General features: G+C 61.2%; 17 protein-coding genes, 1 tRNA gene and 1 pseudogene. 12 read left to right on the top strand and 7 right to left on the bottom strand.

The features are described 5' to 3' along the window. The first annotated feature begins 2 nt into the window (after positions 1-2). The 4 genes from CCICO_RS02715 (at position 3) to CCICO_RS02700 (ending at position 5845) form a co-directional block, all read left to right on the top strand. The gene (locus CCICO_RS02715) at positions 3-1043 is read left to right on the top strand and encodes an ABC transporter permease (RefSeq protein ID WP_018018929.1); all 1041 of its coding nucleotides are present in this window, start codon (positions 3-5) and stop codon (positions 1041-1043) included. A gap of 3 nt (positions 1044-1046) precedes the next feature. Then, positions 1047-3089, top strand: coding sequence for a dipeptide ABC transporter ATP-binding protein (locus tag CCICO_RS02710; protein ID WP_026161314.1), 2043 nt, complete (start codon positions 1047-1049; stop codon positions 3087-3089). A gap of 65 nt (positions 3090-3154) precedes the next feature. Further along, positions 3155-4840: an ABC transporter family substrate-binding protein gene (locus CCICO_RS02705; RefSeq protein ID WP_026161313.1), complete on the top strand. Its 1686-nt coding sequence runs from the start codon at positions 3155-3157 to the stop codon at positions 4838-4840. Between the two features lie 210 nt (positions 4841-5050). Next, positions 5051-5845 (top strand): MerR family transcriptional regulator, encoded by a 795-nt coding sequence (locus CCICO_RS02700; RefSeq protein ID WP_018018926.1) that lies wholly within the window; start codon positions 5051-5053, stop codon positions 5843-5845. A 139-nt stretch (positions 5846-5984) separates the two neighbouring features. Here the strand turns inward: CCICO_RS02700 and CCICO_RS02695 are convergent. After that, positions 5985-6056 (bottom strand) — tRNA-Gly (locus CCICO_RS02695). 98 nt (positions 6057-6154) lie between these two features. On the opposite strand from CCICO_RS02695, the gene CCICO_RS02690 reads away from it, so the two are divergent. Then, on the top strand, positions 6155-6367 hold the full coding sequence (locus CCICO_RS02690; RefSeq protein ID WP_083878242.1) for a helix-turn-helix transcriptional regulator: 213 nt from the start codon (positions 6155-6157) through the stop codon (positions 6365-6367). Between the two features lie 159 nt (positions 6368-6526). After that, complete coding sequence (locus CCICO_RS02685; protein ID WP_018018925.1) at positions 6527-7342, top strand: hypothetical protein; 816 nt, start codon at positions 6527-6529, stop codon at positions 7340-7342. A 70-nt stretch (positions 7343-7412) separates the two neighbouring features. On the opposite strand, the gene CCICO_RS02680 is transcribed toward CCICO_RS02685, so the two are convergent. Then, positions 7413-7877, bottom strand: a complete 465-nt coding sequence (locus CCICO_RS02680) for a ribose-5-phosphate isomerase (protein WP_018018924.1) — start codon at positions 7875-7877, stop codon at positions 7413-7415. Between the two features lie 36 nt (positions 7878-7913). Here CCICO_RS02680 and CCICO_RS02675 point away from each other — a divergent pair, with 36 nt between their 5' ends. Both CCICO_RS02675 and CCICO_RS02670 read left to right on the top strand, forming a co-directional pair. Further along, positions 7914-8915 (top strand): GmrSD restriction endonuclease domain-containing protein, encoded by a 1002-nt coding sequence (locus CCICO_RS02675; RefSeq protein WP_244263967.1) that lies wholly within the window; start codon positions 7914-7916, stop codon positions 8913-8915. 155 nt (positions 8916-9070) lie between these two features. After that, entirely contained in the window at positions 9071-9436 is a 366-nt protein-coding gene (locus CCICO_RS02670; protein ID WP_156809800.1) for a hypothetical protein, read from the top strand. Positions 9437-9478: 42 nt separating this feature from the next. Here the strand turns inward: CCICO_RS02670 and CCICO_RS02665 are convergent, their stop codons facing one another. Continuing rightward, positions 9479-10102, bottom strand: coding sequence for a mycothiol-dependent nitroreductase Rv2466c family protein (locus CCICO_RS02665; RefSeq protein WP_018018921.1), 624 nt, complete (start codon positions 10100-10102; stop codon positions 9479-9481). A 98-nt stretch (positions 10103-10200) separates the two neighbouring features. Here CCICO_RS02665 and pepN point away from each other — a divergent pair, with 98 nt between their 5' ends. The 4 genes from pepN to CCICO_RS02645 all read left to right on the top strand — a co-directional run bounded on the left by pepN (position 10201) and on the right by CCICO_RS02645 (position 16422). Next, positions 10201-12807, top strand: a complete 2607-nt coding sequence (gene pepN, locus CCICO_RS02660) for an aminopeptidase N (protein ID WP_026161312.1) — start codon at positions 10201-10203, stop codon at positions 12805-12807. A gap of 189 nt (positions 12808-12996) precedes the next feature. Then, the gene (locus CCICO_RS02655; RefSeq protein WP_018018919.1) at positions 12997-14298 is read left to right on the top strand and encodes a TIGR04053 family radical SAM/SPASM domain-containing protein; all 1302 of its coding nucleotides are present in this window, start codon (positions 12997-12999) and stop codon (positions 14296-14298) included. A gap of 219 nt (positions 14299-14517) precedes the next feature. Beyond that, positions 14518-15288 carry a CPBP family intramembrane glutamic endopeptidase gene (locus tag CCICO_RS02650; protein ID WP_018018918.1) on the top strand — a complete coding sequence of 257 codons (771 nt, stop codon included), beginning with the start codon at positions 14518-14520 and terminating at the stop codon, positions 15286-15288. Positions 15289-15351: 63 nt separating this feature from the next. Then, complete coding sequence (locus CCICO_RS02645) at positions 15352-16422, top strand: mechanosensitive ion channel family protein (protein ID WP_244263966.1); 1071 nt, start codon at positions 15352-15354, stop codon at positions 16420-16422. Positions 16423-16461: 39 nt separating this feature from the next. Here the strand turns inward: CCICO_RS02645 and CCICO_RS02640 are convergent, their stop codons facing one another. The 4 genes and pseudogenes from CCICO_RS02640 to CCICO_RS02625 all read right to left on the bottom strand — a co-directional run. Continuing rightward, complete coding sequence (locus tag CCICO_RS02640; RefSeq protein WP_026161311.1) at positions 16462-17346, bottom strand: alpha/beta hydrolase; 885 nt, start codon at positions 17344-17346, stop codon at positions 16462-16464. 123 nt (positions 17347-17469) lie between these two features. Next, on the bottom strand, positions 17470-19083 hold the full coding sequence (locus CCICO_RS02635) for a dipeptide ABC transporter ATP-binding protein (RefSeq protein WP_018018915.1): 1614 nt from the start codon (positions 19081-19083) through the stop codon (positions 17470-17472). Then, positions 19084-19989, bottom strand: a complete 906-nt coding sequence (locus tag CCICO_RS02630) for an ABC transporter permease (protein ID WP_018018914.1) — start codon at positions 19987-19989, stop codon at positions 19084-19086. Positions 19990-20174: 185 nt separating this feature from the next. Further along, positions 20175-21113 (bottom strand): annotated as a pseudogene (locus CCICO_RS02625) (ABC transporter permease); the annotation flags it as partial. Between the last annotated feature and the right edge of the window lies 1 nt (position 21114).

The following is a 21114-nucleotide window of genomic DNA, read 5'->3' as shown; positions in this document are numbered from 1 at the left end:
CAATGCGCAAAGAATTCCGAAACAAGGGTGCTGACCACTCCGAGGATGTCAACGCCAATGCCCTGCCCACAAACGATTTCACCGCTGCAAGCTCTCCCTCGACGCAGAGCGCTATCGCCTCGGTGACTGAGGATCAGATCCACGACGCTCAGAGCCAGCTCGAGCATGATCACCTCGCCGGAGGCAAGCCAATCTCCCGCGTGAAGCTCTACGCCCGACGCTTCGTGCGCAACAAGATGGCAGTCGTGGGCACGATTGTGTTCTTCCTCCTCGTACTATTTGCCATCTTCGGCCCGCTGACCGCGAAATACAGCTACGACTATTCTGACTTCGCAGCGCTCGGTGTTGCCCCCAATTCTGATCACTGGTTCGGCACCAGCGCTTCGGGCAATGACATGTACGCCATGGTGATCCAGGGTCTCAGCCGCTCGCTCGTGATCGCCGTGATTGTGTCCACCGCTACCACCATTCTGTCGGCGCTGATCGGCACAACCGCCGCCCTGTTGGGTGGCCGCCCCGAGAAGGCTATCTTGGGTCTGATTCACTTCCTTCTGGTGGTTCCCACCTTCCTCATCTTGGCCCTGCTGGTCTCCGGCTCGGGCGGTGACTGGAAGATCCTCATCGTCGTGTTGATCGCCTTCGGCTGGATGTTCCCAGCCCGCGTGATCTGGTCCATGACGATCTCCGTCCGCGAGCGCGAATACGTTAAGGCCGCCCGTTACATGGGTGTATCCAATGGCCGCATCGTGGTCCGCCACCTGGTTCCTAATATTGGTTCGTTGCTGGTTATCAACCTCACCCTTGGTGTGGTCAGCGCAGTGATGAGTGAGACTGGCCTGTCCTTCTTGGGCCTCGGTGTGAAGATGCCCGACGTCTCACTCGGTACCTTGCTCTCTACCGGTGCCGCCTCCGTGCAGGTCTCTCCGTGGGAGTTCTACTTCCCCGCCGCGGTCCTCACCCTCCTCACCGTGTCGATGGCCTTCGTTGCCGATGGCCTCCGTGACGCTCTCGATCCCAACTCCGCCGCAGCAGGAAAGGCATAACCTATGACATCGCCAGTCCTCTCAGTCAAAGACCTCCACGTCACTTTCCCCTCCGAGGCGGGAAGCGTGGACGCCGTGCGCGGCGTGTCCTTCGATCTCAAGCCCGGTCAAACCCTCGGCATTGTGGGCGAGTCCGGCTCGGGTAAGTCGGTCTCCTCCCTTGCGGTGATGGGCCTGCTGCCGAGCTACGCCAAAATCAGTGGCTCCGCCATGCTGGGCGACCGCGAGCTTCTCGGCCTCAGCGATACCGAGATGTCGAAGATCCGCGGCAAGGAGATCGGCATGATCTTCCAGGATCCGCTTTCTGCACTCACCCCCGTGTTCGATGTGGGCACCCAGATCGTTGAAGCCCTGCAGTGCCACCAGAAGATCTCTAAATCCAAGGCCTGGGATCGAGCCGTGGAACTGCTCGATCTCGTGGGCATCCCCGATCCCAAGCGCCGCGCCAAGGCTTTTCCCCACGAGTTCTCCGGCGGTATGCGCCAACGCGTGGTGATCGCTATTGCTATTGCGAATAACCCTTCGGTGCTCATTGCCGACGAGCCCACCACTGCGCTCGACGTGACCATCCAGGCGCAGGTTCTCGAGTTGATCAAGAAGGTGCAGCAGGAGACCAACGCGGCCACCATCATGATCACCCACGATATGGGCGTGGTCGCCGAGATGGCCGATGACGTGATGGTGATGTACGCGGGCCGCCCCGTGGAGCATGCCCCTGTGCACGAGCTCTTCGCTAATCCGAAGATGCCCTATACCGTGGGCCTGCTGGGATCTATCCCTTCGGCGGCCAAGCGTGATTCCTCCTCGCTCACCTCGATCGAGGGCAACCCGCCGATCGCGATCAATCTGCCCGATCAATGCACCTTCGCTCCCCGCTGCCCGATCGCCACTGAGCAGTGCTTGGCCACCGAGCCGAAGCTGCGCTCCATTGGCGTAAATCACGATGCAGCGTGTGTGCGCAGCGAGGAGATCGACAACCGCACCATCGATGGCAAGGAGATTTTCCCCGCCCCCGAGATCGCGGAGAACGTGCTGGCTCACATTCCGCGCGACGAGCGCGAGACGGTGCTCGACGTTCAGAATCTCCAGAAGACCTTCCCGCTTATCAAGGGCGCGGTACTCAAGCGCAAGGTGGGCGACGTGCACGCGGTGAAGGATGTCTCCTTCAATATCCGCGAGGGCGAGTGCTTCGCCATTGTCGGCGAGTCCGGTTCGGGTAAGACCACCACCCTGCTAGAGATCATGGATCTCGAGCCCAGCGAACCGAGCAAGGTGACGATTAGCGGTAAGGATGTATCCACCCTAGGCCGCAAGGAACGACGCCTGCTGCGACGGGACATCCAAATTGTGTTCCAGGATCCGATGGGCTCGCTGGACCCGCGCCTGACGGTGGCCGATATCATTCGTGAGCCGCTCGACGCCTTGGATTGGAAGGGCGATAAGAACGAGCGCATCTACGAGTTGATGAAGCTGGTGGGTCTCAATCCCACTCACGTGGATCGCTTCCCCGGCCACTTCTCTGGCGGTCAGCGCCAGCGCATTTCCTTGGCCCGTGCTTTGGCTGCAGAGCCCAAGCTCATCGTGTTGGACGAGCCAGTCTCCGCTCTGGATGTGTCCATCCAGGCCGGCATGCTCAACCTCCTCGATGATCTCAAGGCCAGGCTCGGCGTGAGCTATCTCTTTGTGGCCCACGACCTGTCTGTGGTTCGCCATATTTCCGATCGCGCCGCGGTGATGTACCTGGGCGAGTTTGTGGAAAAGGGCGATACCGATGAGCTCTTCGATAACCCGCGCCACCCGTATACCCAAGCGCTGCTCTCCGCTATTCCGTTGCCGGATCCGACTGCTCAGCGCAATCGGAAGCGGACGTTGCTGAAGGATCATCTGCCCTCCCCCACGGAGAAGATCAGCGGCTGCCCATTCCGCACCCGCTGCCCGCTCTACGAGGAGCTCGACGAATCCCAGCGTTCGGTGTGCGAATCGCAGGTGCCCGATATGCGTTCTGTAAACGGCGCCGATCACTATCAGTCATGCCACATACGGTAGTGCTCGGATGCTCATAATTTCATACTGCCCTAGTTCACATTCCCTCAAGAGAGATGAGTGACACCATGAAACTACACACTCCAACCAAGAAGTTGGTGGCTGTGCTCTCTGTCTCCGCGCTGGCACTCACTGCCTGTGGTGACGATAGCTCCAATGGTTCCGGATCGGGTTCCGCTGCGGACGGCTCCGGCGTTCCCGATGCCGACTTCAATGAGCAAGACCGCGACAACCTGAAGGATGGCGGAACCCTCACTACTGCAATCGGTGAGATTTCCGAACAGCAAAACCCCTTCCACGCAGATGGCACGACCTATACCAGCAATGTGTGGTCGTGGTACAACCCCATCACCACCCACTACTCTCCCGATGGCGAGTGGTCCGCCGATCCCAACTACATCCTCGACGTGAAGGAAGAGGAAGAGGACGGCAAGACCAAGCTCACCTACGAGATCAACGAGGATGCCACCTTCAACGATGGCACCCCCATCGACTGGCGCGCGTGGGAGACCACCTGGAAGATCAATAACGGCAAGGACGAGGCGTTCACCCCGAGTTCCAGCGATGGCTACGAGCAAATCGAGTCTGTGGAAAAGGGCGAGAACGACAAGGAAGCTGTGGTGACCTTCGAGCGCGCCTATCCGTGGTGGCAGGGTCTGTTCGGCTTCATTGCGCACCCCGAGCTCGCTAACCCGGACAACTACAACTCTTACCTGAAGGAAGTGCACCCCGAGTGGGGAGCAGGCCCCTTCAAGGTGGAAGACGTTGACTTCCAAAACGGCAATGCCACCTTCGTGCGTAACGAGAAGTGGTGGGGCGACACTCCGAAGCTGGAGAAGCGCGTGATGCGCCAGATGGAGACCCAGGCTGCCATCAACGCCTTCAAGAATGGTGAGATCGACGCCGTGGGCGCTGGCTCCCGTTCGGACTACGCATCCGTGAAGGATCTGCCCAACACCGAAATCTACGTGGGCCGTGCCCCCAAGAACACCCTGTTCTTGCTGAACGGTGAGTCCGACATCCTGAAGGACATCAAGGTGCGCGAGGCCTTCGCTAAGGGTCTCGACCGCGAGCAGCTCGCAAATATCTGGTACCAGGGTCTGCCCGCGAAGCTGGAAAACCCCGGTTCCTTCATCTTCTACCCCTTCCAGAAAGATTACGAGGATAACTTCGAGTCTGTCGCCGGCTACCACCCGGATGAGGCGAAGCAGATCCTGGACGAAGCCGGCTGGAAAGAAGACTCTGATGGCATCCGCGAGAAGGATGGCGAGAAGCTGAAGCTGCGCTACGTGCTGGTTGGCGAGTCCGATCTGGTGAAGTCCTCTGCTCAGGCAACCCAGCAGATGCTGAAGGATATCGGCATCGATATCGCTATCGACGTCCGCCCGAGCTCTGAGTTCTCCAAGACTCTGCAGAGCAAGAACTACGACATCTTCCCGATGGGCTTCAGCTCTGGCGATCCCTTCGGTGTGGCCTACTTCGGCCAGACCTACCGCTCCGATTCTCAGCTGAACCGTTCCAACACCGGTACCCCCGAGCTGGATGAGAAGATCACTGAGCTGCAGCAGCTGCCGACCCGCGAGGAGCAGATCGAGCGCGGCAACGAGCTCGAGAAGGAAGCACTCGCACTCTACGGCATCATCCCGCTGAACACCGCTCTCGGTGTGACCGCCGTGAAGACCGGCCTGGCCAACTACGGCCCCATGGCCTTCGGTGACGTGCCGATCGAGAACATCGGCTGGGTCGAGGAGTAATCCCACCAGTCACTGAACCTACGTTGTTCATAACAGCGCCGAGCACCAGCTGCTCGGCGCTGTTTCTTATGAAGTGAGATTCGCGTTAGGGGAAGTTCGTGGCGTCGATAAGCCTCTGCTTGCGTGTGACGCCGCGTCAACCTCGATGCTGATGGGTGGCGCTTGCATCAGCGGCGTGCAGTGGCACTGATCGAGAAAGGACAGCTGCAGATGAATGAGTTCACAGTCGGCGATGTTGCCGAGATCCTGGGGGTGAGTACGCGCACGCTGCGCTATTGGGACCATATTGGGTTACTGTGCCCTACCCAGCGCACGTGGGCCGATCATCGCCTCTACACCCTTGATGATGTGCAACGCGGTATGGCGGTCCTGATCCTCCGTTCCACTGGCATGTCATTGCAGGCGGTGGCAGACATCATGGACGATCCCTCGGCGATACGTTCTTCTCTGCGCGCGCAACGACGCCACCTCGCCGCCGATGCAGCCCAACTGCGTGCCCGAGTGCGCGCGGTGGACAACCTACTGAACTACCTATCCGAGGAGGACTCAATGTCTCACTCACAATCTGATCCCACTACCCGCCTAGCGCAGGACGCCGCAGCATGGAAGCACGAGTGGGAACGCCACCACGATGAGGCGGAGCAGCGCTGGTCCCACACGCCAGACTGGTCGGCTAGCCAAGACGCCGCTGAGCAGATGGATGAGGCCGGCTGGGCGCACATGAAAAAGAGCATGGACAGCTTTGTTAAGGATCTGGTGGCCGCAGCAGAAGCGGCGGTGAGCCCGAGCTCACCCGAGGCTGCAGCGCTGGTCGAGCGCCATGCGGAACTCATCGGCCACTACTACGAGTGCACCTTAGCCAAGCAGGTATTGCTCACCCGCATGTACGAGGCTGATGAGCGCTTCGCTTCCTACTATCGAGGCGCCGCACCTTTCCTGCGCCTATGCGTGGAGCACCAAGCAACTCAACAGGGCATCGATCTCGATTCGGTCGAGTGGAGCTAGGCCACCTATATCGACTCACTATGCACCTGAACAACCCTGGCGGCTATCGCTGGCACGGGCGACGCGCCCGCAGCTGGCGGCCCGCGTAGAACACAACTCCCGCGGTATCGATGAGTGATACCGCGGGAGTTGTAATGAGAGGGAACGACGGGAATCGAACCCGCGTCTTCAGCTTGGAAGGCTGAGGTATTAGCCACTATACGACGTTCCCCAGTGCTGAGATATGCTATCGCATTACGGCGCCTTAAAGCAAAATGGAGCAATCTTAGCTACCAGACATTGTGCGCACCGTGTGCGTATGCTGTGAGTATGCGCCCCACAATCATTGATGAAGAGAGCGGACACGAGCTGTGGACCGCGTCGGAATGTGCGGACTACTCGGGCACGGCACGTGGCACCTTTACCAGCTACGCCACGAGAGGCCGCGCCCCGAAGCCCGTAGCGAAACTCCATGGCCTCACACTTTGGGATTCCACCGTGGTTAAGGCCTGGGTGGCAGAGCGAACTGGAACGCCGAACTAGCCGAGAAGCTCCACCGTCTGGCCAGCTACCCCTGCGCCTTGCGCGCACCGCCCCATCGTGCGGGGACACCCGCGGGAACATCTGCGTAGCGCCGATCGTTTTCTCCAGTGAACCCTTAAGCAAGGAACTCTCTGCAGAAAGATTAGGTGAAATACTCTCGTGTCAGCGTTGCTGTTGATCGCGGTCGTCATCGGACTCGCCGTGTTTATCCTGAGCCGAAACACCCACAGCCACAACCAGAGGCTTAACCAAACAACAATGGACGATGCGGTAGCAGATGCACGCCGCTGGATTGAGCGCCTCGGTTCCCAGGTGTTGTCACTTACCGGCTCTGATGCCGCCTCCACTCAAGCACTCGCGGATGCCTCGGAGCGTTATAACGCTGCGAGCTCGCAAATTTCGACCGCAGCCACCCCGAAACAGGCCCAGATGGCTCGTGAGTCCGCCCTCGAAGGGTTGCACTATGTCAACGCCGCCCGCGAGATCATGGGCATGCCCGCCGGCCCTGAGTTGCCGCCGCTCGAAGGTCAGCGTGCTGCCGGTAAGGTGACGGAACCGCGCACCATTACTCACGATGGCAACACGATCTCTGCTTCGCCGCAGGCGAGCGCGAATACGCCTCACTACTATCCAGGCGGCACGGTTGCGGGGCGCCCCGTTCCCGCAGGCTGGTACTCCACCGCGTGGTGGGGACCTGCACTAGCCACCGGTGTGTGGACAGCTGGATCCGTGTTGATGTTCTCCGCCTTGTTCTCAGGCATGTCGGGGGTGCACTATGGCGCCGAGCAATTCGAGGACGGCACCGCCGACGGCAGTGACGATCTCGGCGGCATGGATGATTCCGGCGATATGGGAGACACCGGCGACATGGGTGATAGCGGCGATATGGGAGACACCGGCGGCGATGGCGGTGGATTCTTCGATGGCGGTGACGGCGGCCTCTTTGATGGCGGCGGCTTCGACTTCGATTTCTAATCCCCTCGCCCGCACCCCTTGAACACGCACACACCCCCGGCGATCTGGTCCGGGGGTGTGTGCTGTGGCTTTAGGCTTCGGGGGCCACGCCGGTCTTCTCAAAGTCAGCGATAATGTCAATGCGACGCTGGTGGCGGTCTTCTTGGGACCACTCCTGGTCTAGGAAAGCATCCACGATAGACAGTGCTTCTTCCTCGGTGTGCATACGGCCACCGAGGCCGATGAGCTGGGCATTGTTATGCTCGCGAGCGAGCCGCGCGGTCTCAACAGACCACGCCAGCGCACAGCGGGCACCCGGCACCTTGTTTGCAGCGATCTGCTCACCATTACCGGAGCCGCCAAGTACGATACCGAGCGAGCCCGGGTCGTTGACGGTGCGCTGCGCTGCCTCGATGCAGAAGGCAGGGTAATCGTCTGCCGCATCGTAGGTGTGAGCACCGCAGTCAATCACTTCGTGCCCCTTAGACTCGAGGTGGCTTGCAATAATATTCTTCATGTCGAACCCAGCGTGGTCCGCTCCGAGATAAACGCGCATGGCGTTCAGTGTAGACGAAAAACGAGGTCTTCAACCGTGAAAAAATCTCTGGCCGCCCTGCTTGCTTGTCTGATGTTGGCGGCCTGTTCTACCGATTCCTCGCCAGAACACTCATCCACCTCCACGCCACCTGCCACATCCACGTCCCCTGCCACCACCACGGACGCGGCAGGCGATACGCCTTCGGCCGCAGTTGATGACACCAACGAGCTTCCGGACTTCGCCGCCCACGCTGCAGAGATGCTCGATCAACTCGAGGTCAAAGGCCGGGCCCCCACCACCGGCTATTCGAGGGACGAGTTTGGGCAGCGATGGAGCGATGATGTGTCAGTGGAGTTCGGCCACAACGGCTGCGATACCCGCAATGATATTTTGCGCCGCGATCTCGTGGATCTTTTTCTCAAGCCGAACACGCATGACTGCGTGGTACTGCGCGGCAGGCTCCTAGACCCCTACACCGGGCAGTGGATGGACTTCGAACGCGGCGAACGCTCCTCCGAGATTCAGATTGATCACGTGGTGGCACTGTCCAACGCCTGGCAGACTGGGGCCCAGCAGCTCTCCGAGGAGGCTCGGCGCGACTTCGCCAATGATCCTCGTAATCTCTTGGCGGTCAGCGGCTGGCAGAATCAGCAAAAAGGCGCCGGCGACGCCGCTACGTGGCTACCGAAGGATTCCTCGTTTCGTTGCACCTATGTCCGTTCACAAATCGAAGTGAAACGGGCCTACGGCCTGTGGGTGACACCCCCAGAAAAAGACGCGATGCAGCGCATTTTGCGGCAATGCCCCAGCGAGATCGAGCGCTCCTCAGCCGAACCGCCGAGAGCCGAGCAGCCTGCAACCGAGCAGCTCGCCCCTGATCAAGCCCCACAGATCACCGGCGATGAAGCGCATGTTCCCGCTGCGCCGGCTGATGCAGGAGACTACGTGGCCAATTGTGCGCAGGCTCGGGCTCAGGGGCTCGCACCGCTACACCGCGGCGAGCCGGGTTACCGCCCTGGGCTTGATGGGGATAATGACGGCATTGCCTGTGAATAGCGGCAACGCTCACCCACCCCGCTTATCTGGAAGCGTGGGGGAGCTTTAGGCCTATCATCGTGGAGTTTTTCCCCGCTGTGGGCGGTGGGTAGTGTTGAGTGAGAACACATCACGTGCCGCTGTGTGCAGCACGAAGAAGGCAGGGAGGATTCACGTTGGCGAGCATGCACGGCCACGGCGAGACACACCACGACCTCTCCTCCATGCGCAATCCAGCCCATAGCCTGCCGGCCACTCGCAGTGTGCCTGTATTTGTGGCCCGTGAGGACACCGAGTTTCCTCACGAAGACCAACTGCGCAGCCCACTGCCGCCCTCCACTCCTGCTGCGGATGAGCCCACCGTGTCCATACCCGAGGTCGCCGGCCCCACAGAGGCCGCCGACTCCACACAAGCAGCTAGCCACACGGAAGCTGCCGATGCCGAGCAGTCCCGCCCATGGTTTAAGACGCTGGCAGGAATCATCGGCATCTTCATCGTGATCAATCTGATCGCTCTAGGCTTCGGCGCATTGTTCTTCTAGGCATGCCCCGTGAGCCCAGGTCCTCGGGATGGCACAGCCTTCTTAGAGTTGAGGCGCCTCGGTGCGTGAACGCTTGAGTTCGAAGAAATACGGATAGCCGGCGAGGGTGCAGGAGGCGTCGAAAAGCTCGCCTGCCTCTTCGCCGCGCGGCACTCGGGTGAGTACAGGGCCGAAGAAGGCCACATCGCCGAGCTCGATCACGGGTGTGCCCACTTCATCGCCCACCTTGTCCATGGCGCGCTTCTGATAAGCGCGCAGGGTGTCGTCCTGGGCGTCGGTGTGGCCGGCGTCGAGAAGCTCGGCGGGTAAGCCTACCTCGGCCAGAGCTGCTGCGATCACCTCGTCGGCGGCGTGATAGCCGCGGGCGGTGAGTTCGCCGCCGTGGTGGATGCGGGTGCCCATGGCGGTGTAGAGCTCATCGAGTTTCTCGGGGTACTGCTCTGCCACGGCAACGAAGACGCGGGCCGGGGCCCACGTGGCCTTCATCATTTCCTTGTAGTCCTCGGGCAGCTCCTCGCGGCCTTCGTTGAGTACCGCCAGACTCATCGGCTGCCAGCTCACGGCGATGTCGCGGACCTGCTCCACCTCCTTGATCCAGCGGGAGGTAATCCAACAAAAAGGACAGGTGACGTCGAAATAAAAGCTCACGGTGCGTTGATTAGTCATGCCCGCCCATGCTAGCCGAAACCTCCGCGCAGGCGCGGGGCGGCAGCCACCTACCCCAGCGGATACGCGATCTAGGTCACGCTACTACTGTGGTGCGCATGACAAGTGTGAATCTGACCCGAGAAGAGGCGCGCGCTCGCGCGGCCATGCTAGCAACCGAGCACTATGACATCGTGCTTGACCTGACCACCTCTGAAGAAACGTTCCGTTCCACCACCACGGTGCGCTTCCAGGTGAAACAAGACGGCGATACCTTCATTGATCTGCGCGACGCCCACATCCACTCGGCTTCCCTCGATGGCGAAGAGTTCACGCCGGACTACTCCTCTGAGCACGGTCTGCAGCTGCGGGGGCTGAGCGTCGGCGAGCATACTCTGGTGGTGGATGCCGATTGCACCTATTCGCATTCGGGCCAAGGTTTGCATCGCTACGTGGACCCTGCCGACGGCAAGGTGTATCTGTACTCCCAGTTTGAGACAGCCGATGCCAAGCGCGTCTACGCCTGCTTTGACCAGCCGGACCTCAAGGCCACCTACCATCTCACTGCGGTGACTCCGCAGGAGTGGATCGTGATCACCAATGGTGAAACCACCTATTCCGACACCGACGGCGGCCGCGTGCACACGGCCGATTTCCCCTACCCGATCTCCACCTACATTGCCGCAGTCTGCGCCGGCCCCTACCACGAGGTGCGTGAGACTTGGACAGGCGAGCTCACCCACCACCCCGAAACCCCCGCCGATCAGCCGACGACGCTCGAGATCCCCATGGGACTGTACTGCCGGGCTTCTTTGGCGGAGTCCCTCGATGCGGAACGCATCTTCACCGAGACCCGCCAAGGCTTCGATTTCTACCACCGCAACTTCGGTGTGGCCTACCCCTTCGGTAAATACGATCAGGTGTTTGTGCCCGAATTCAACATGGGCGCGATGGAAAATGCCGGCTGTGTCACCCACCGTGACGAGTATGTGTTTGATTCTCAGGTCACCCACTACATGTATGAGCGTCGCGCTGACACGATCCTGCACGAGATGGCCCACATGTGGTTCGGCGACCTCGTCACCATGGAGTGGTGGGACGATCTCTGGCTCAACGAGTCCTTCGCCACCTGGGCTGCCGCAATCTCCCAGGCGGAGGAGACCCGCTATGACACGGCGTGGACCACTTTCGCCTATGTGGAAAAGTCGTGGGCCTATAAGCAGGATCAGCTGCCCTCGACGCACCCGATCTCTACGGACGCCTCCGACATCGAGACGGTGGAGCAGAATTTCGATGGCATCACCTACGCCAAGGGCGCATCGGTGCTCAAGCAGCTGCAATCCTATGTGGGCCGCGAGGCGTTCTTCGCTGGGGTGCGTCGTCACTTCGCGCGCAATGCTTTCGCTAATGCCACCTTCGACGATCTACTTGCATCCCTCGAGGAGGCCTCGGGGCGTGACCTCTCGGAGTGGTCGAGCCAGTGGCTGAAGACCACCGGCATCAATTCTTTCTCGGTGGAGGCGACCACCACCGACGGGGCCTATGATTCCTTCACCATCGTGCAGTCCGGTGCCGCCCCAGGCGAGGGCGAGACCCGCACCCACCGTCTTGCAGTGGGGCTGTACAGCCGCAAGGATTCTGCGGTGGTGCGCACCCAGCGCGTTGAGTTGGATGTTGAGGGCGAACGCACCGAGGTGCCCGAGTTGATCGGTGCGCCAGAGGCCGATCTGGTTCTGGTCAATGACGACGATCTCACTTACTGCCTCTACCAGGCCGATGAGAAGAGCCTGAGCTTCATCTCTGAGCACATCGATGAGATCGAGGACTCCATGGCGCGTGCCCTGTGCTGGTCTGCCGCCAGCCAGGCCACCCGCGATGGCCACATGCCGGCCCGTGATTTCCTTGCTCTGGTCGAGCGCGGCATCACTGCCGAGACCGAGCTGGCTGTGCTCGAGCGCATTCTGCTCCAAGCACGCATCACTCTGAACTCCTACGCCGATCCCGAGTGGGCAGACCGCGAAGGCAAGCAGGCGTTTGCCCGCACGCTTTTCGACGCTCTCTCGCACCCGCACGATCTGGCTGCCGGAGTGGATGCCCAGCTGCCCTTCTTCAAGACACTGGCGCACGTGGAATGTGGCGATACCGAAGCCGAGTTCTTCCGCTCCATCCTCGACGGCAACTGCACGGTGCCTGAGCTGACCATCGACAGCGAGATCCGGTGGAGTGCGCTGACCGCGCTCATCGCCCGCGGCGATATTGCCGACCCAGAGGCAGCGATTGCCGCCGAGAAGGAGCGCGACGCCACCGGTTCGGGGCAAAAGGCCGCGTGGCGGGCGACCGCGGCTATCAACACCCCCGAGAACAAGGCCGCTGTCTACGAGCGCCTCACCACCGCCGCAGCAGAGATCTCCAACTTGGAGCTGCGCCACACCCTCGAAGGCTTGCTCTTTGCCGGCTCGGACCCGAACCTGCAGCAGTTCAATGAGCGCTTCGTGGAGCTTGCCCCCACACTGTGGCGTGAGCTGTCTCAGGAGACCGCCCAACCATTGCTTCAGGGCATCTATCCGCGGTGGGATATCAGCCCCGAAGGCGTGGTGCGCTCGTGTCAGCTGCTCGAGACGGACATCCCGGCTGCTTTGGCGCGCCTAGTGGCAGAAAGCTTGGATGCCCAGAAGCGCGCGCTACTCAACCGCGAAGTGGACGCGCTCGCTGGTCAGCGCAGCTAGACCCGAGCCAGCTTAGGAACAGCTAAGCGGAGCGTGGTCAATCTCTCCCATGCTCAGCAGCTGTGTGTGCTGGCACGGCGTGGGCGAGCTGCCTTAATCTGAAATCACCTGTGCTTCTGGGCCGCGTCGCTGCTCAGAAGCCGTGACCGCCAAGGATCTCTAAGGGAGCTCAGCGCTGTGAAGCATCGCATGCCGGTGGTGCGTACCGTTCGCCACGACATCAACCAGAAACCATTCATCGTCATCTGGGAGGTCACCCGCGCTTGTGGGTTGGTGTGCAGGCACTGCCGCGCGGACGCGCAGCACCACGCCGCCCCGGGCCAGCTCAGCACCGAGGAAGGCAAGGCGCTGCTTGAACGCCTTGCCGCATATGAGCACCCCCGCCCCTTGGTGGTACTCACCGGTGGCGATCCTTTTGAGCGTGAGGACCTCGTGGAGCTGACTGCGTATGGCACCTCGCTTGGGTTGAGCATGTCGCTTTCTCCGTCGGTGACTCCCAAGCTCACCCGCGAGCGCATCACCGCGCTGCGGGAGGCCGGTGGCAAGGCCATGTCCATGTCCCTCGACGGTGCCTTCCCCGAAACGCACGACGCCTTTCGAGGATTTTCCGGCACCTTTGAACAAACCCTAGCCATGGCGCCCGTTATTAATGAGCTTGGTTATCGCCTGCAAATCAACTCCACGCTCACTAAGACCAATATTCACGAGGCCCCCGATCTTTTGCAGCGAGTGATCGATATGGGGGCCAAGATGTGGTACGTATTCTTCCTCGTGCCCACCGGCCGCGGCGCGGCCCTGAATTCTTTAAGCCCGCTGGAGCGCGAAGATGCCTTGCACTGGCTGCACGATGTCTCCGATCGCATCGCCATTAAAACCACCGAGGCGCCGCAGTATCGCCGCGTAGTACTCCAAGCACAGCAGGCCAAGGAGGAGGGGCGCCCTGGTTACACGGGTGGCCCGCTCTATCGCGAACTCACTGAGCGCACCATCGAGCTTCTCGGGGAGCATCCCACTGCTCCGCGTCGACCCCGTGCTCCCATGGCGGTGAATTCCGGCTCTGGATTCGCCTTTGTGGACCATGTGGGCGATGTGTATCCGAGCGGCTTTTTGCCGATGCACTGTGGCAATGTGAAAGAACAAGACTTTCACGATATCTATGCCAACTCCGAGGCCTTCCGGGCCTTGCGCGATCCTGATCATTGGCATGGGAAGTGCTCGGTGTGTGATTTCCACTCAGTGTGTGGTGGTTCTCGGTCGACGGCCTTCGCCCTGACGGGCGATTACCGCGCCTCCGACCCCACCTGCGCCTATATTCCGCCTGCATGGGCCGAGCGACACCCGCAGGATTGCGGAGTGGATCGCGCGGCCTTGGCCAAGCTCATCGGTACGGAGGCGATGCGCAGTTATTCCCCCGAATTGCCGGCCTCCCAGCCCCGCCAGGCGGAGGCCAGCGCAGGCGCAGCAGCCTCCGCAGCCCCCGCTGCCCACTAAACGAGTGCGAGATCTTACTCACAGTCCACCTGAGACCACGCTAAAGACATCCCACGTGTCATGGGGCTTCGTTCTGTGTTCTTAAGGAAGGGCTAAAAAGGTCACTTTTCGGACACTAATGGATTCGTTTTGAATTGGGAAACTTCTCTGTATCCCGCTAGAAATTGAATCCACCAGGGTCGCCCATCCCGCGCGACCCACTCGTCTGGAAAGGACACCATGAACACACTCTCGCAGCGCCCGCTCGTGGCCAGCATCGGCGTTGTTGTTATTGCCCTCCTCAGCCTCCAGATTGGGGCTGTGATCACTGGCCACCCCGCCGAGAACACCGGCCCCGCTCTGCTTGCTTATATCGTTCCGATCATCGTCGCCTGCGCTGGTCTGTGGTGGTTGAAACTCACTTCGCTGCTCTCCCCTGCCGGATTCCGCCCCGCCAGCATGGTCCGTCTCGGCTGGCCCATATTGACAGTATCTATGGTCTTCTTCGCCGTGAACCTAGTGTTCATGAAAGAGCCAACTGCGGAGGAAAGCGCAGGGTCGATCAAGCGCCTAGTGTTCCTCGTGCTTATCATGGCGGCAACCGCCTTCTTCGAGGAAGTGATTTTTCGCGGCATCGTTCAGCACATCCTGATCTCGAACCCTGACATTACCTACTCCCGAGCAGTCATTGTCAGCGCGATATTGTTTGCCCTCGCTCATCTCGCTAACCTAATCCATTCGCCAGAAATGATCATCGCCACCTCCAGCCAAGTGCTCTACGCTTTCGCACTCGGAGTGTTTCTATCTTCACTTATGTTGCGCACTCGGAACCTATGGTTACCCATTATTGGTCACTTCATTTTCAATGTACTCGGCAGTTTCACTAGTGTCTTTACCCTTCCGGACACACCAGCTAGCGACATACCTATCTTCGCGGGCATCCTGCAACTGGTACTCATCTCCCCGCTGCTCATCATTGGACTGCGCTGGCTTAAGAAAGACCACAGCTAGCGGCTGATCACCTTGGTTTCTTTCATCTGGAGTTCCGTGGGCGACTGCCCTATGGTGGTCGACGTGAATGCAGACATTCTTTCCCTCAGCTCTATGACCATGCCGGCCGGCCGCTCTGTGCAGGCCGCGGTAAGTTCCACGGTGGACACCACCGTGGACACTATCGGCTCATGGTGGGATCAGCCCCTGGTGCAGGAGTGGCTGATCTCGAAGCCGATTCACATCGCCATCATTGTGGTGGTGGCGATTGCCCTCAACTATTTCTTGCGCAAGCTCATCACCAAGGTGGCCGCTAATGCCGCTGCGAGCGACAAACGCGCCAAGCTCGGTTTCGGTGCCGCGCATAACGACCCCGCCGAAGAGGAAGAAGATCCCAAGAAGGCCGAGCTGCTACGCCAGCAAATTGCGGCCCAGGATAAGGCCCGAGCGCAGCGTCGTGAAGCGCGCATGATGACTCTCGCCGCAGTGGGCCGCTCGGCCGTGTCCATCGTGGTGTGGGTGTGGGCCGCACTCGCTGTTCTGGACGAGGTGGGCGTGAATGTGACCCCGCTGATCGCCTCCGCTGGTGTGGTAGGCGTGGCCCTCGGCTTCGGCGCGCAGGCGCTGGTGAAGGACTTCCTCTCCGGTATCTTCATGATGATCGAGGACCAGTACGGAGTGGGCGATACCATTTCCGTGGGCGAGATCGCCGGCGATGTGGAAGATGTGTCGCTGCGCGTGACCACGGTGCGCGATGTAGACGGCGTGCTGTGGTTCGTGCGCAATGGCGAGATCCTCTCCGTGGGTAACTACTCCCAGGGCTACTCCATTGCCCGGATTGAGATCCCCGTGTCGCTGGCTGCGGATGTGGATGCCGCCCAGCAAACCATTTTCGACACGGTGCAGCGCTCCGCCGCCGCCGAGGAATACCGCGCCGATATTCTGGGCGATCCGGAGCTGGCGGGTATCTCCAAGTTCAACGTGGACCACATGGTGGTGCGCGTGAACATCAAGGTGATGCCAGCGAAGAAGTGGGCTGTGGAGCGAGCCATGACCGCCGAGATTATGAAGGCCATGCACGCAGCCGATATCCACGCCCCCTACCGCTTCGGCTATGGCTTCGGCACCCCGGGCGCTCCGGAAGGCCTCGACTAGCAGGCCATCAAGCGCCGCAGCAGGTGCCCGTGAGCACGTCTAAAGCGTAGACATCCACAGCAGCAGGTCTTCACAGACCTGCTGCTTGTTTGTTTCCTGCAGGATTTCGTGCCGCTTGCCCGGATACACCAAGGCGCTCACTCGCTCCACACCGGCGGCATCGTAACGGTTAGCCACCCGAGTGGCACCGCTCGCCCCGCCTACCGGATCATTGGCGCCGGAGACCACCAAAATGGGCAGGTTCCGTGGAGTGGCGGTGAACGTGGCGCGGGTATTCACCCGCTTGTGGGCACCAAGGAAGTCTGCGAAAAACTGGTTGGTGGGCACGAATCCGCACATCGGGTCGGCGCAGTAGGCGTCCACCACTGCCGGATCAGAGCAGAGCCAATCGTGGCTGGTGCGGCGCTCGAATCCCTTGTTATAGCCGGCAAAAACCAGGGTGTTGAGGAAATGAGCGGTGCTGCGGGATGCGCGGGCAGCCAGCAGGTTCGCCAGCATCAGCCCCGGGGTGGCGTAGCGCGGCCAGCGGCCGGTGCCCACCAGAATCGCGCCGGCTAGTGGCTTATAACCACGGGTGAGATAGTCGCGGGTGGCAAAAGAGCCCATGGAATGGCCGAGCATGATCCACGGCACACCCGGATAGCTCTTCTGAAAGTGCGTGCGCACTAAGGAGATGTCCTCCACCACGCGCGACCAGCCGCCTTCATCGGCGAAGTGCCCGAGTTCCCCCGCCGCAGCGGCCTCGGGCCCATGCCCACGATGATCGTGGGCCACCACGGCGACGCCATGGCTCGTGAGAAACTCGGCAAACTCGCCATATCGGCCTGCATGTTCGGCCATGCCGTGCACGATCTGCACCACATAGCGCGGCTTGGCTACCGGCCAGTGATAGGTGCGAGTTCTGATTCCATCGTGAGTGATCACACCGTCGATCATTGCGATCTACCGCCACACTTCCCTTCTCGGTTCTCGGCACTGCGCTTATCGACGCAGCCCTCGAGTGTTTAAGCCTAGCCCTCGCAGGCACTGCGCCGCTGGCAGCGCGGCTTATATCACGTAGTCGATGTGGCGCTGCTGCTCAAGGCGTTCACGCAACACCCACCCTGGGATGGCATGCAGCAAGCGCTGTGTGAACTCATCGGTGGGGTGCTCAAACACCTCCGCCACGGTGCCGTAGTCCACCTGCCGGCCCCTGCGCATCACAGACACAGTGGAAGAGATCGCCCGCACCACAGCCAGATCGTGAGAGATGAACACGTAGCTCACCCCGAACTCCTCCTGCAGATCATGCAGGGTGTCTAGGATTTGGGATTGCACTGTCACATCCAAGGCGCTGACTGCCTCATCCAGCACGATGAGTTCGGGCCGTACCACCAAAGCGCGGGCGATGGCGGCGCGCTGCAACTGCCCACCTGAGAGTTCCCGAGGGCGCCGCGCAGCCAGCGCGGGATCAAGGTGCACCCTGGCGAAGGCCTCGGCCACCTGTTCCTGCCGCTCGCGACGGCGCCGCGCTAGCCCGAAATTCCGCAACGGTTCTGCCACCGATTCGCCGAGGCTCAGCCGCGGATCAAAGGAGGAGTAGGGATTCTGATAAACCAGCTGTATTCTCCTGCGTAAGCTGCGGATCTCTGCAGGTGTGGCCGCACTGACCTCCTTACCCCCCAATAGCACCCGTCCAGAGGAGGGAGTCTGGAACATGGTGATGATCCGGCCGATCGTGGTCTTGCCCGAGCCCGACTCCCCCACCAGCCCGTGGGTTGTACCGCGATCCACCGTGAAGGACACCGTGTCCACGGCGGTGACCCCAGGGAAGCTCTTCGATAGCTCCTCCACCCGCAGCACCAGCTCGCGCTCCACGGCAGTCGCGGGAGCTTGAAGCTCTGCGACGTGCAAGGAGGGAGCATGAGAAATGAGCCGCTGCGTGTAGTCTTCTTTCGGAGCGCCCAACACCCTCGCTGAGGTGCCGGTTTCTACTACCTTCCCTTTGTTCATCACCATGATGCGATCAGCTCGGTCGCCGGCCACCGCCAAATCGTGGGTAATGAGCACCACGCCAGCGCCGAGTTCGCGCGTCATATCGGCGAGCACATCGAGCACCACATCCTGCACCGTCACATCGAGGGCCGAGGTGGGCTCGTCCGCGATGATCAGCTCAGGTTCCCCCGCGATCGCGGCGGCGATGAGTGCCCGCTGACGCAAACCACCAGACAGCTCGTGGGGGTATTGGCCCGCACGCAACTCTGGCCGGTCCACCCCAACCTTTTCCAGCAGCTCCACCACCCGCTGCTGGGTGGCACCGCGGGGATCGTGAATAGCGATCGCCTCGCTAATCATCTGACCAATGGTGTGTACCGGGTTGAACGAGGTGGTGGGATCCTGCGGCACCAACCCGATCCTTCGCCCGCGCACCGTGCGCATAAACTTTTCCGGCCGGCCCACGAGTTCCTCTCCGTTCAACCGGATTGAACCATGGGTGATGCGGGCGCTTTCACCGAGCAGGCCCACTATGGCCTGGGCTGTGGTGGTTTTACCGGAGCCGGATTCTCCCACGATGGCGAGGGTTTCTCCGGCCTGGAGGGTGGCGTCGATAAGCGAAACTGCTGGGGAATCTCCATAGGACACGCTGAGGCCTTCGATGGAGAGAAGCGGGGTTGAAGACATCTAGACCGCAACCTTTCTGTGCACGAGTCGGCTCAACCGGGTGACGGCGAGTACTGCGAGAACCACGACGAGACCGGGCAGAACAGTGAGCCACCAGGCGGTAGCGACATAGTCGCGCCCATCGGCCACCAGCAATCCCCATTCGGGCGTGGGCGGGGTGGCGCCGTAGCCCAAGAAGCCCAAGGTGGAGATCTGCAGAATCGCGCTGCCGAATTGCAGCGCCGCCACAGCGATCACGGGGGTGAGGGAATTAGGAAGAACGTGGCGCAGCAGCACCCGTGAAAAGCTGGCCCCCGATCCGAAAGCGGCCTCCACATAGTCGGCCTGCATCACGCTGAGCACCCGCGAACGAGCCAAGCGGGCGAACATCGCCACGGTGGTCACGCCCACCGCGATCGAGGCGTTGATAGTGCCGAAGCCCACGATGATGATGATCGACAGGCTCAACAGCAGAGCCGGAATGGCTAGCAGCACATCCACTAACCGCATGAGCAGGGTGTCCACCAGCCCACCGCGGGCGCCGGCGAGCACCCCCATCGCCGTGCCCACGATGCCTCCCACAAGTACCGCGATGAGCGCCCCTGCCAGGGAGTGGCGCGCACCATAGACCACCCGGGCATACACATCACGCCCGGTGGCATCCGTGCCAAACCAATGCTGTGCAGATGGCGGCTGCAGCGAATTCGGAGTCACCGCCAGCGGATGGGCGCTACTGAACAGCCCAGGCACCGCAGCCCAGCTGATCATCACCACCACGATCACAACCGCAAGCACCGTGATCGCCTTCGAGGCGACGGCGACCGCAACAGCGGCCATGTCGTTCAGGCGACTCGGGCCGGCGGGAGCAGTAGCGGTTGTGATCTCTGCCGCAGACCGCGCCGACACAGTAGGGCTTGTGGTGCTCATCGTTTCTCCTCTTCACGTGCGGATTCCGATACCGCCGGTGCGGCAAAAGTACTGGCCGCTGGGGAGGCTGCGGACCCCGCTGCGCTTTCTGCGCGGCTCCCTGCGGTCTCTGCGGTCTCGGCGTTCTCCGCGGTCTTGTGCGGGCTGGCCTGCGAGCCATCGTGGGGGCTGTGGTTGTCTTCCTTGCTGCGTTTGAGGGTGCGCAGGCGTGGGTCAAGCAGTGGATAGCACAGATCCACGAACAGATTGATCACCACAAAAAGCGCCGCTGCCAGCACCACGATGGCCATGAGCACTGGGGTGTCGCGGTTGGACACCGCGCTCACGGTGAGCGCGCCAATTCCTGCCCGACCGAAGACGGCCTCGGTAACCACCGATCCACCAATCAGCTCCCCGCAGATCATGCCAGCAATGGTGAGGGTGGGCAGCACGGCGTTGCGCATGACGCCACGCCACAGCACCCAGGTTTCCGTAGCGCCGCGGGCACGCAACACCGTGACAAAGGGGCTAGCCTCCACCTCGTCAATTGAGCGAATAAGCACCTGAGCGAGGGGCGCCGCCACGGGAATAGAGAGGGTGATCACCGGCAACACCAGCTCCTGAGCTGGGGAACCTCCGATCACGGGGATGAGTGTCAAACGGAAGCTGAACAGCTGAATGAGCACGATGCCCACAAAGAAGGTCGGAGTGGAGACAAACAGCGGAGGCAAAGCCCCAGCGAGAGCTCGCAGCCAACGGAAAGGGCCGAAGGTAGCGGCGGTAGCCACCGTCACGGCCAGCACCACGCCGAGCGCAAAGCCGGTAATGGCTAGGGCCAGAGTGTGCGGCAGGGCCTCGGCCAGCAGCGTGGACACTGCGGTGCCTTGGGCCACTGAAGTGCCAAAGTTTCCCGTGAGATAGCCACCCAACAGCACAAAGAACTGCACCACAATCGGCTTATCCGCGCCATAGGAACGGCGGATATCCTCCACCTGCTCGGGCGAGAGGCCCAGTTCTGGGCTGGCATAGCGTGCTTCCACGGCATCACCGGGAAGAGCTGTGAGCAAAACGAAGGCGGCGATAAACACCAGTAGAATCACGATGAAGGCCTGCAGAATACGAGAGAGCACGGCGACGCGGGTCATT

This window comes from Corynebacterium ciconiae DSM 44920 (assembly GCF_030440575.1).
Classification (GTDB): domain Bacteria; phylum Actinomycetota; class Actinomycetes; order Mycobacteriales; family Mycobacteriaceae; genus Corynebacterium; species Corynebacterium ciconiae.
The sequence above is the reverse complement of the archived record's forward strand: the minus strand, read 5'-3'. Positions and strand labels throughout refer to the sequence as shown.

What these genes read in the sequence shown, in the direction of transcription:
- CCICO_RS02715 (WP_018018929.1), top strand. Translation starts at nt 3, where the DNA reads ATGCGCAAAGAATTCCGAAACAAGGGTGCTGACCACTCCGAGGATGTC.
- CCICO_RS02710 (WP_026161314.1), top strand. Translation starts at nt 1,047, where the DNA reads ATGACATCGCCAGTCCTCTCAGTCAAAGACCTCCACGTCACTTTCCCC.
- CCICO_RS02705 (WP_026161313.1), top strand. Translation starts at nt 3,155, where the DNA reads ATGAAACTACACACTCCAACCAAGAAGTTGGTGGCTGTGCTCTCTGTC.
- CCICO_RS02700 (WP_018018926.1), top strand. Translation starts at nt 5,051, where the DNA reads ATGAATGAGTTCACAGTCGGCGATGTTGCCGAGATCCTGGGGGTGAGT.
- CCICO_RS02690 (WP_083878242.1), top strand. Translation starts at nt 6,155, where the DNA reads ATGCGCCCCACAATCATTGATGAAGAGAGCGGACACGAGCTGTGGACC.
- CCICO_RS02680 (WP_018018924.1), bottom strand. Translation starts at nt 7,877, where the DNA reads ATGCGCGTTTATCTCGGAGCGGACCACGCTGGGTTCGACATGAAGAAT.
- CCICO_RS02665 (WP_018018921.1), bottom strand. Translation starts at nt 10,102, where the DNA reads ATGACTAATCAACGCACCGTGAGCTTTTATTTCGACGTCACCTGTCCT.
- pepN (WP_026161312.1), top strand. Translation starts at nt 10,201, where the DNA reads ATGACAAGTGTGAATCTGACCCGAGAAGAGGCGCGCGCTCGCGCGGCC.
- CCICO_RS02655 (WP_018018919.1), top strand. Translation starts at nt 12,997, where the DNA reads ATGCCGGTGGTGCGTACCGTTCGCCACGACATCAACCAGAAACCATTC.
- CCICO_RS02650 (WP_018018918.1), top strand. Translation starts at nt 14,518, where the DNA reads ATGAACACACTCTCGCAGCGCCCGCTCGTGGCCAGCATCGGCGTTGTT.
- CCICO_RS02635 (WP_018018915.1), bottom strand. Translation starts at nt 19,083, where the DNA reads ATGTCTTCAACCCCGCTTCTCTCCATCGAAGGCCTCAGCGTGTCCTAT.
- CCICO_RS02630 (WP_018018914.1), bottom strand. Translation starts at nt 19,989, where the DNA reads ATGAGCACCACAAGCCCTACTGTGTCGGCGCGGTCTGCGGCAGAGATC.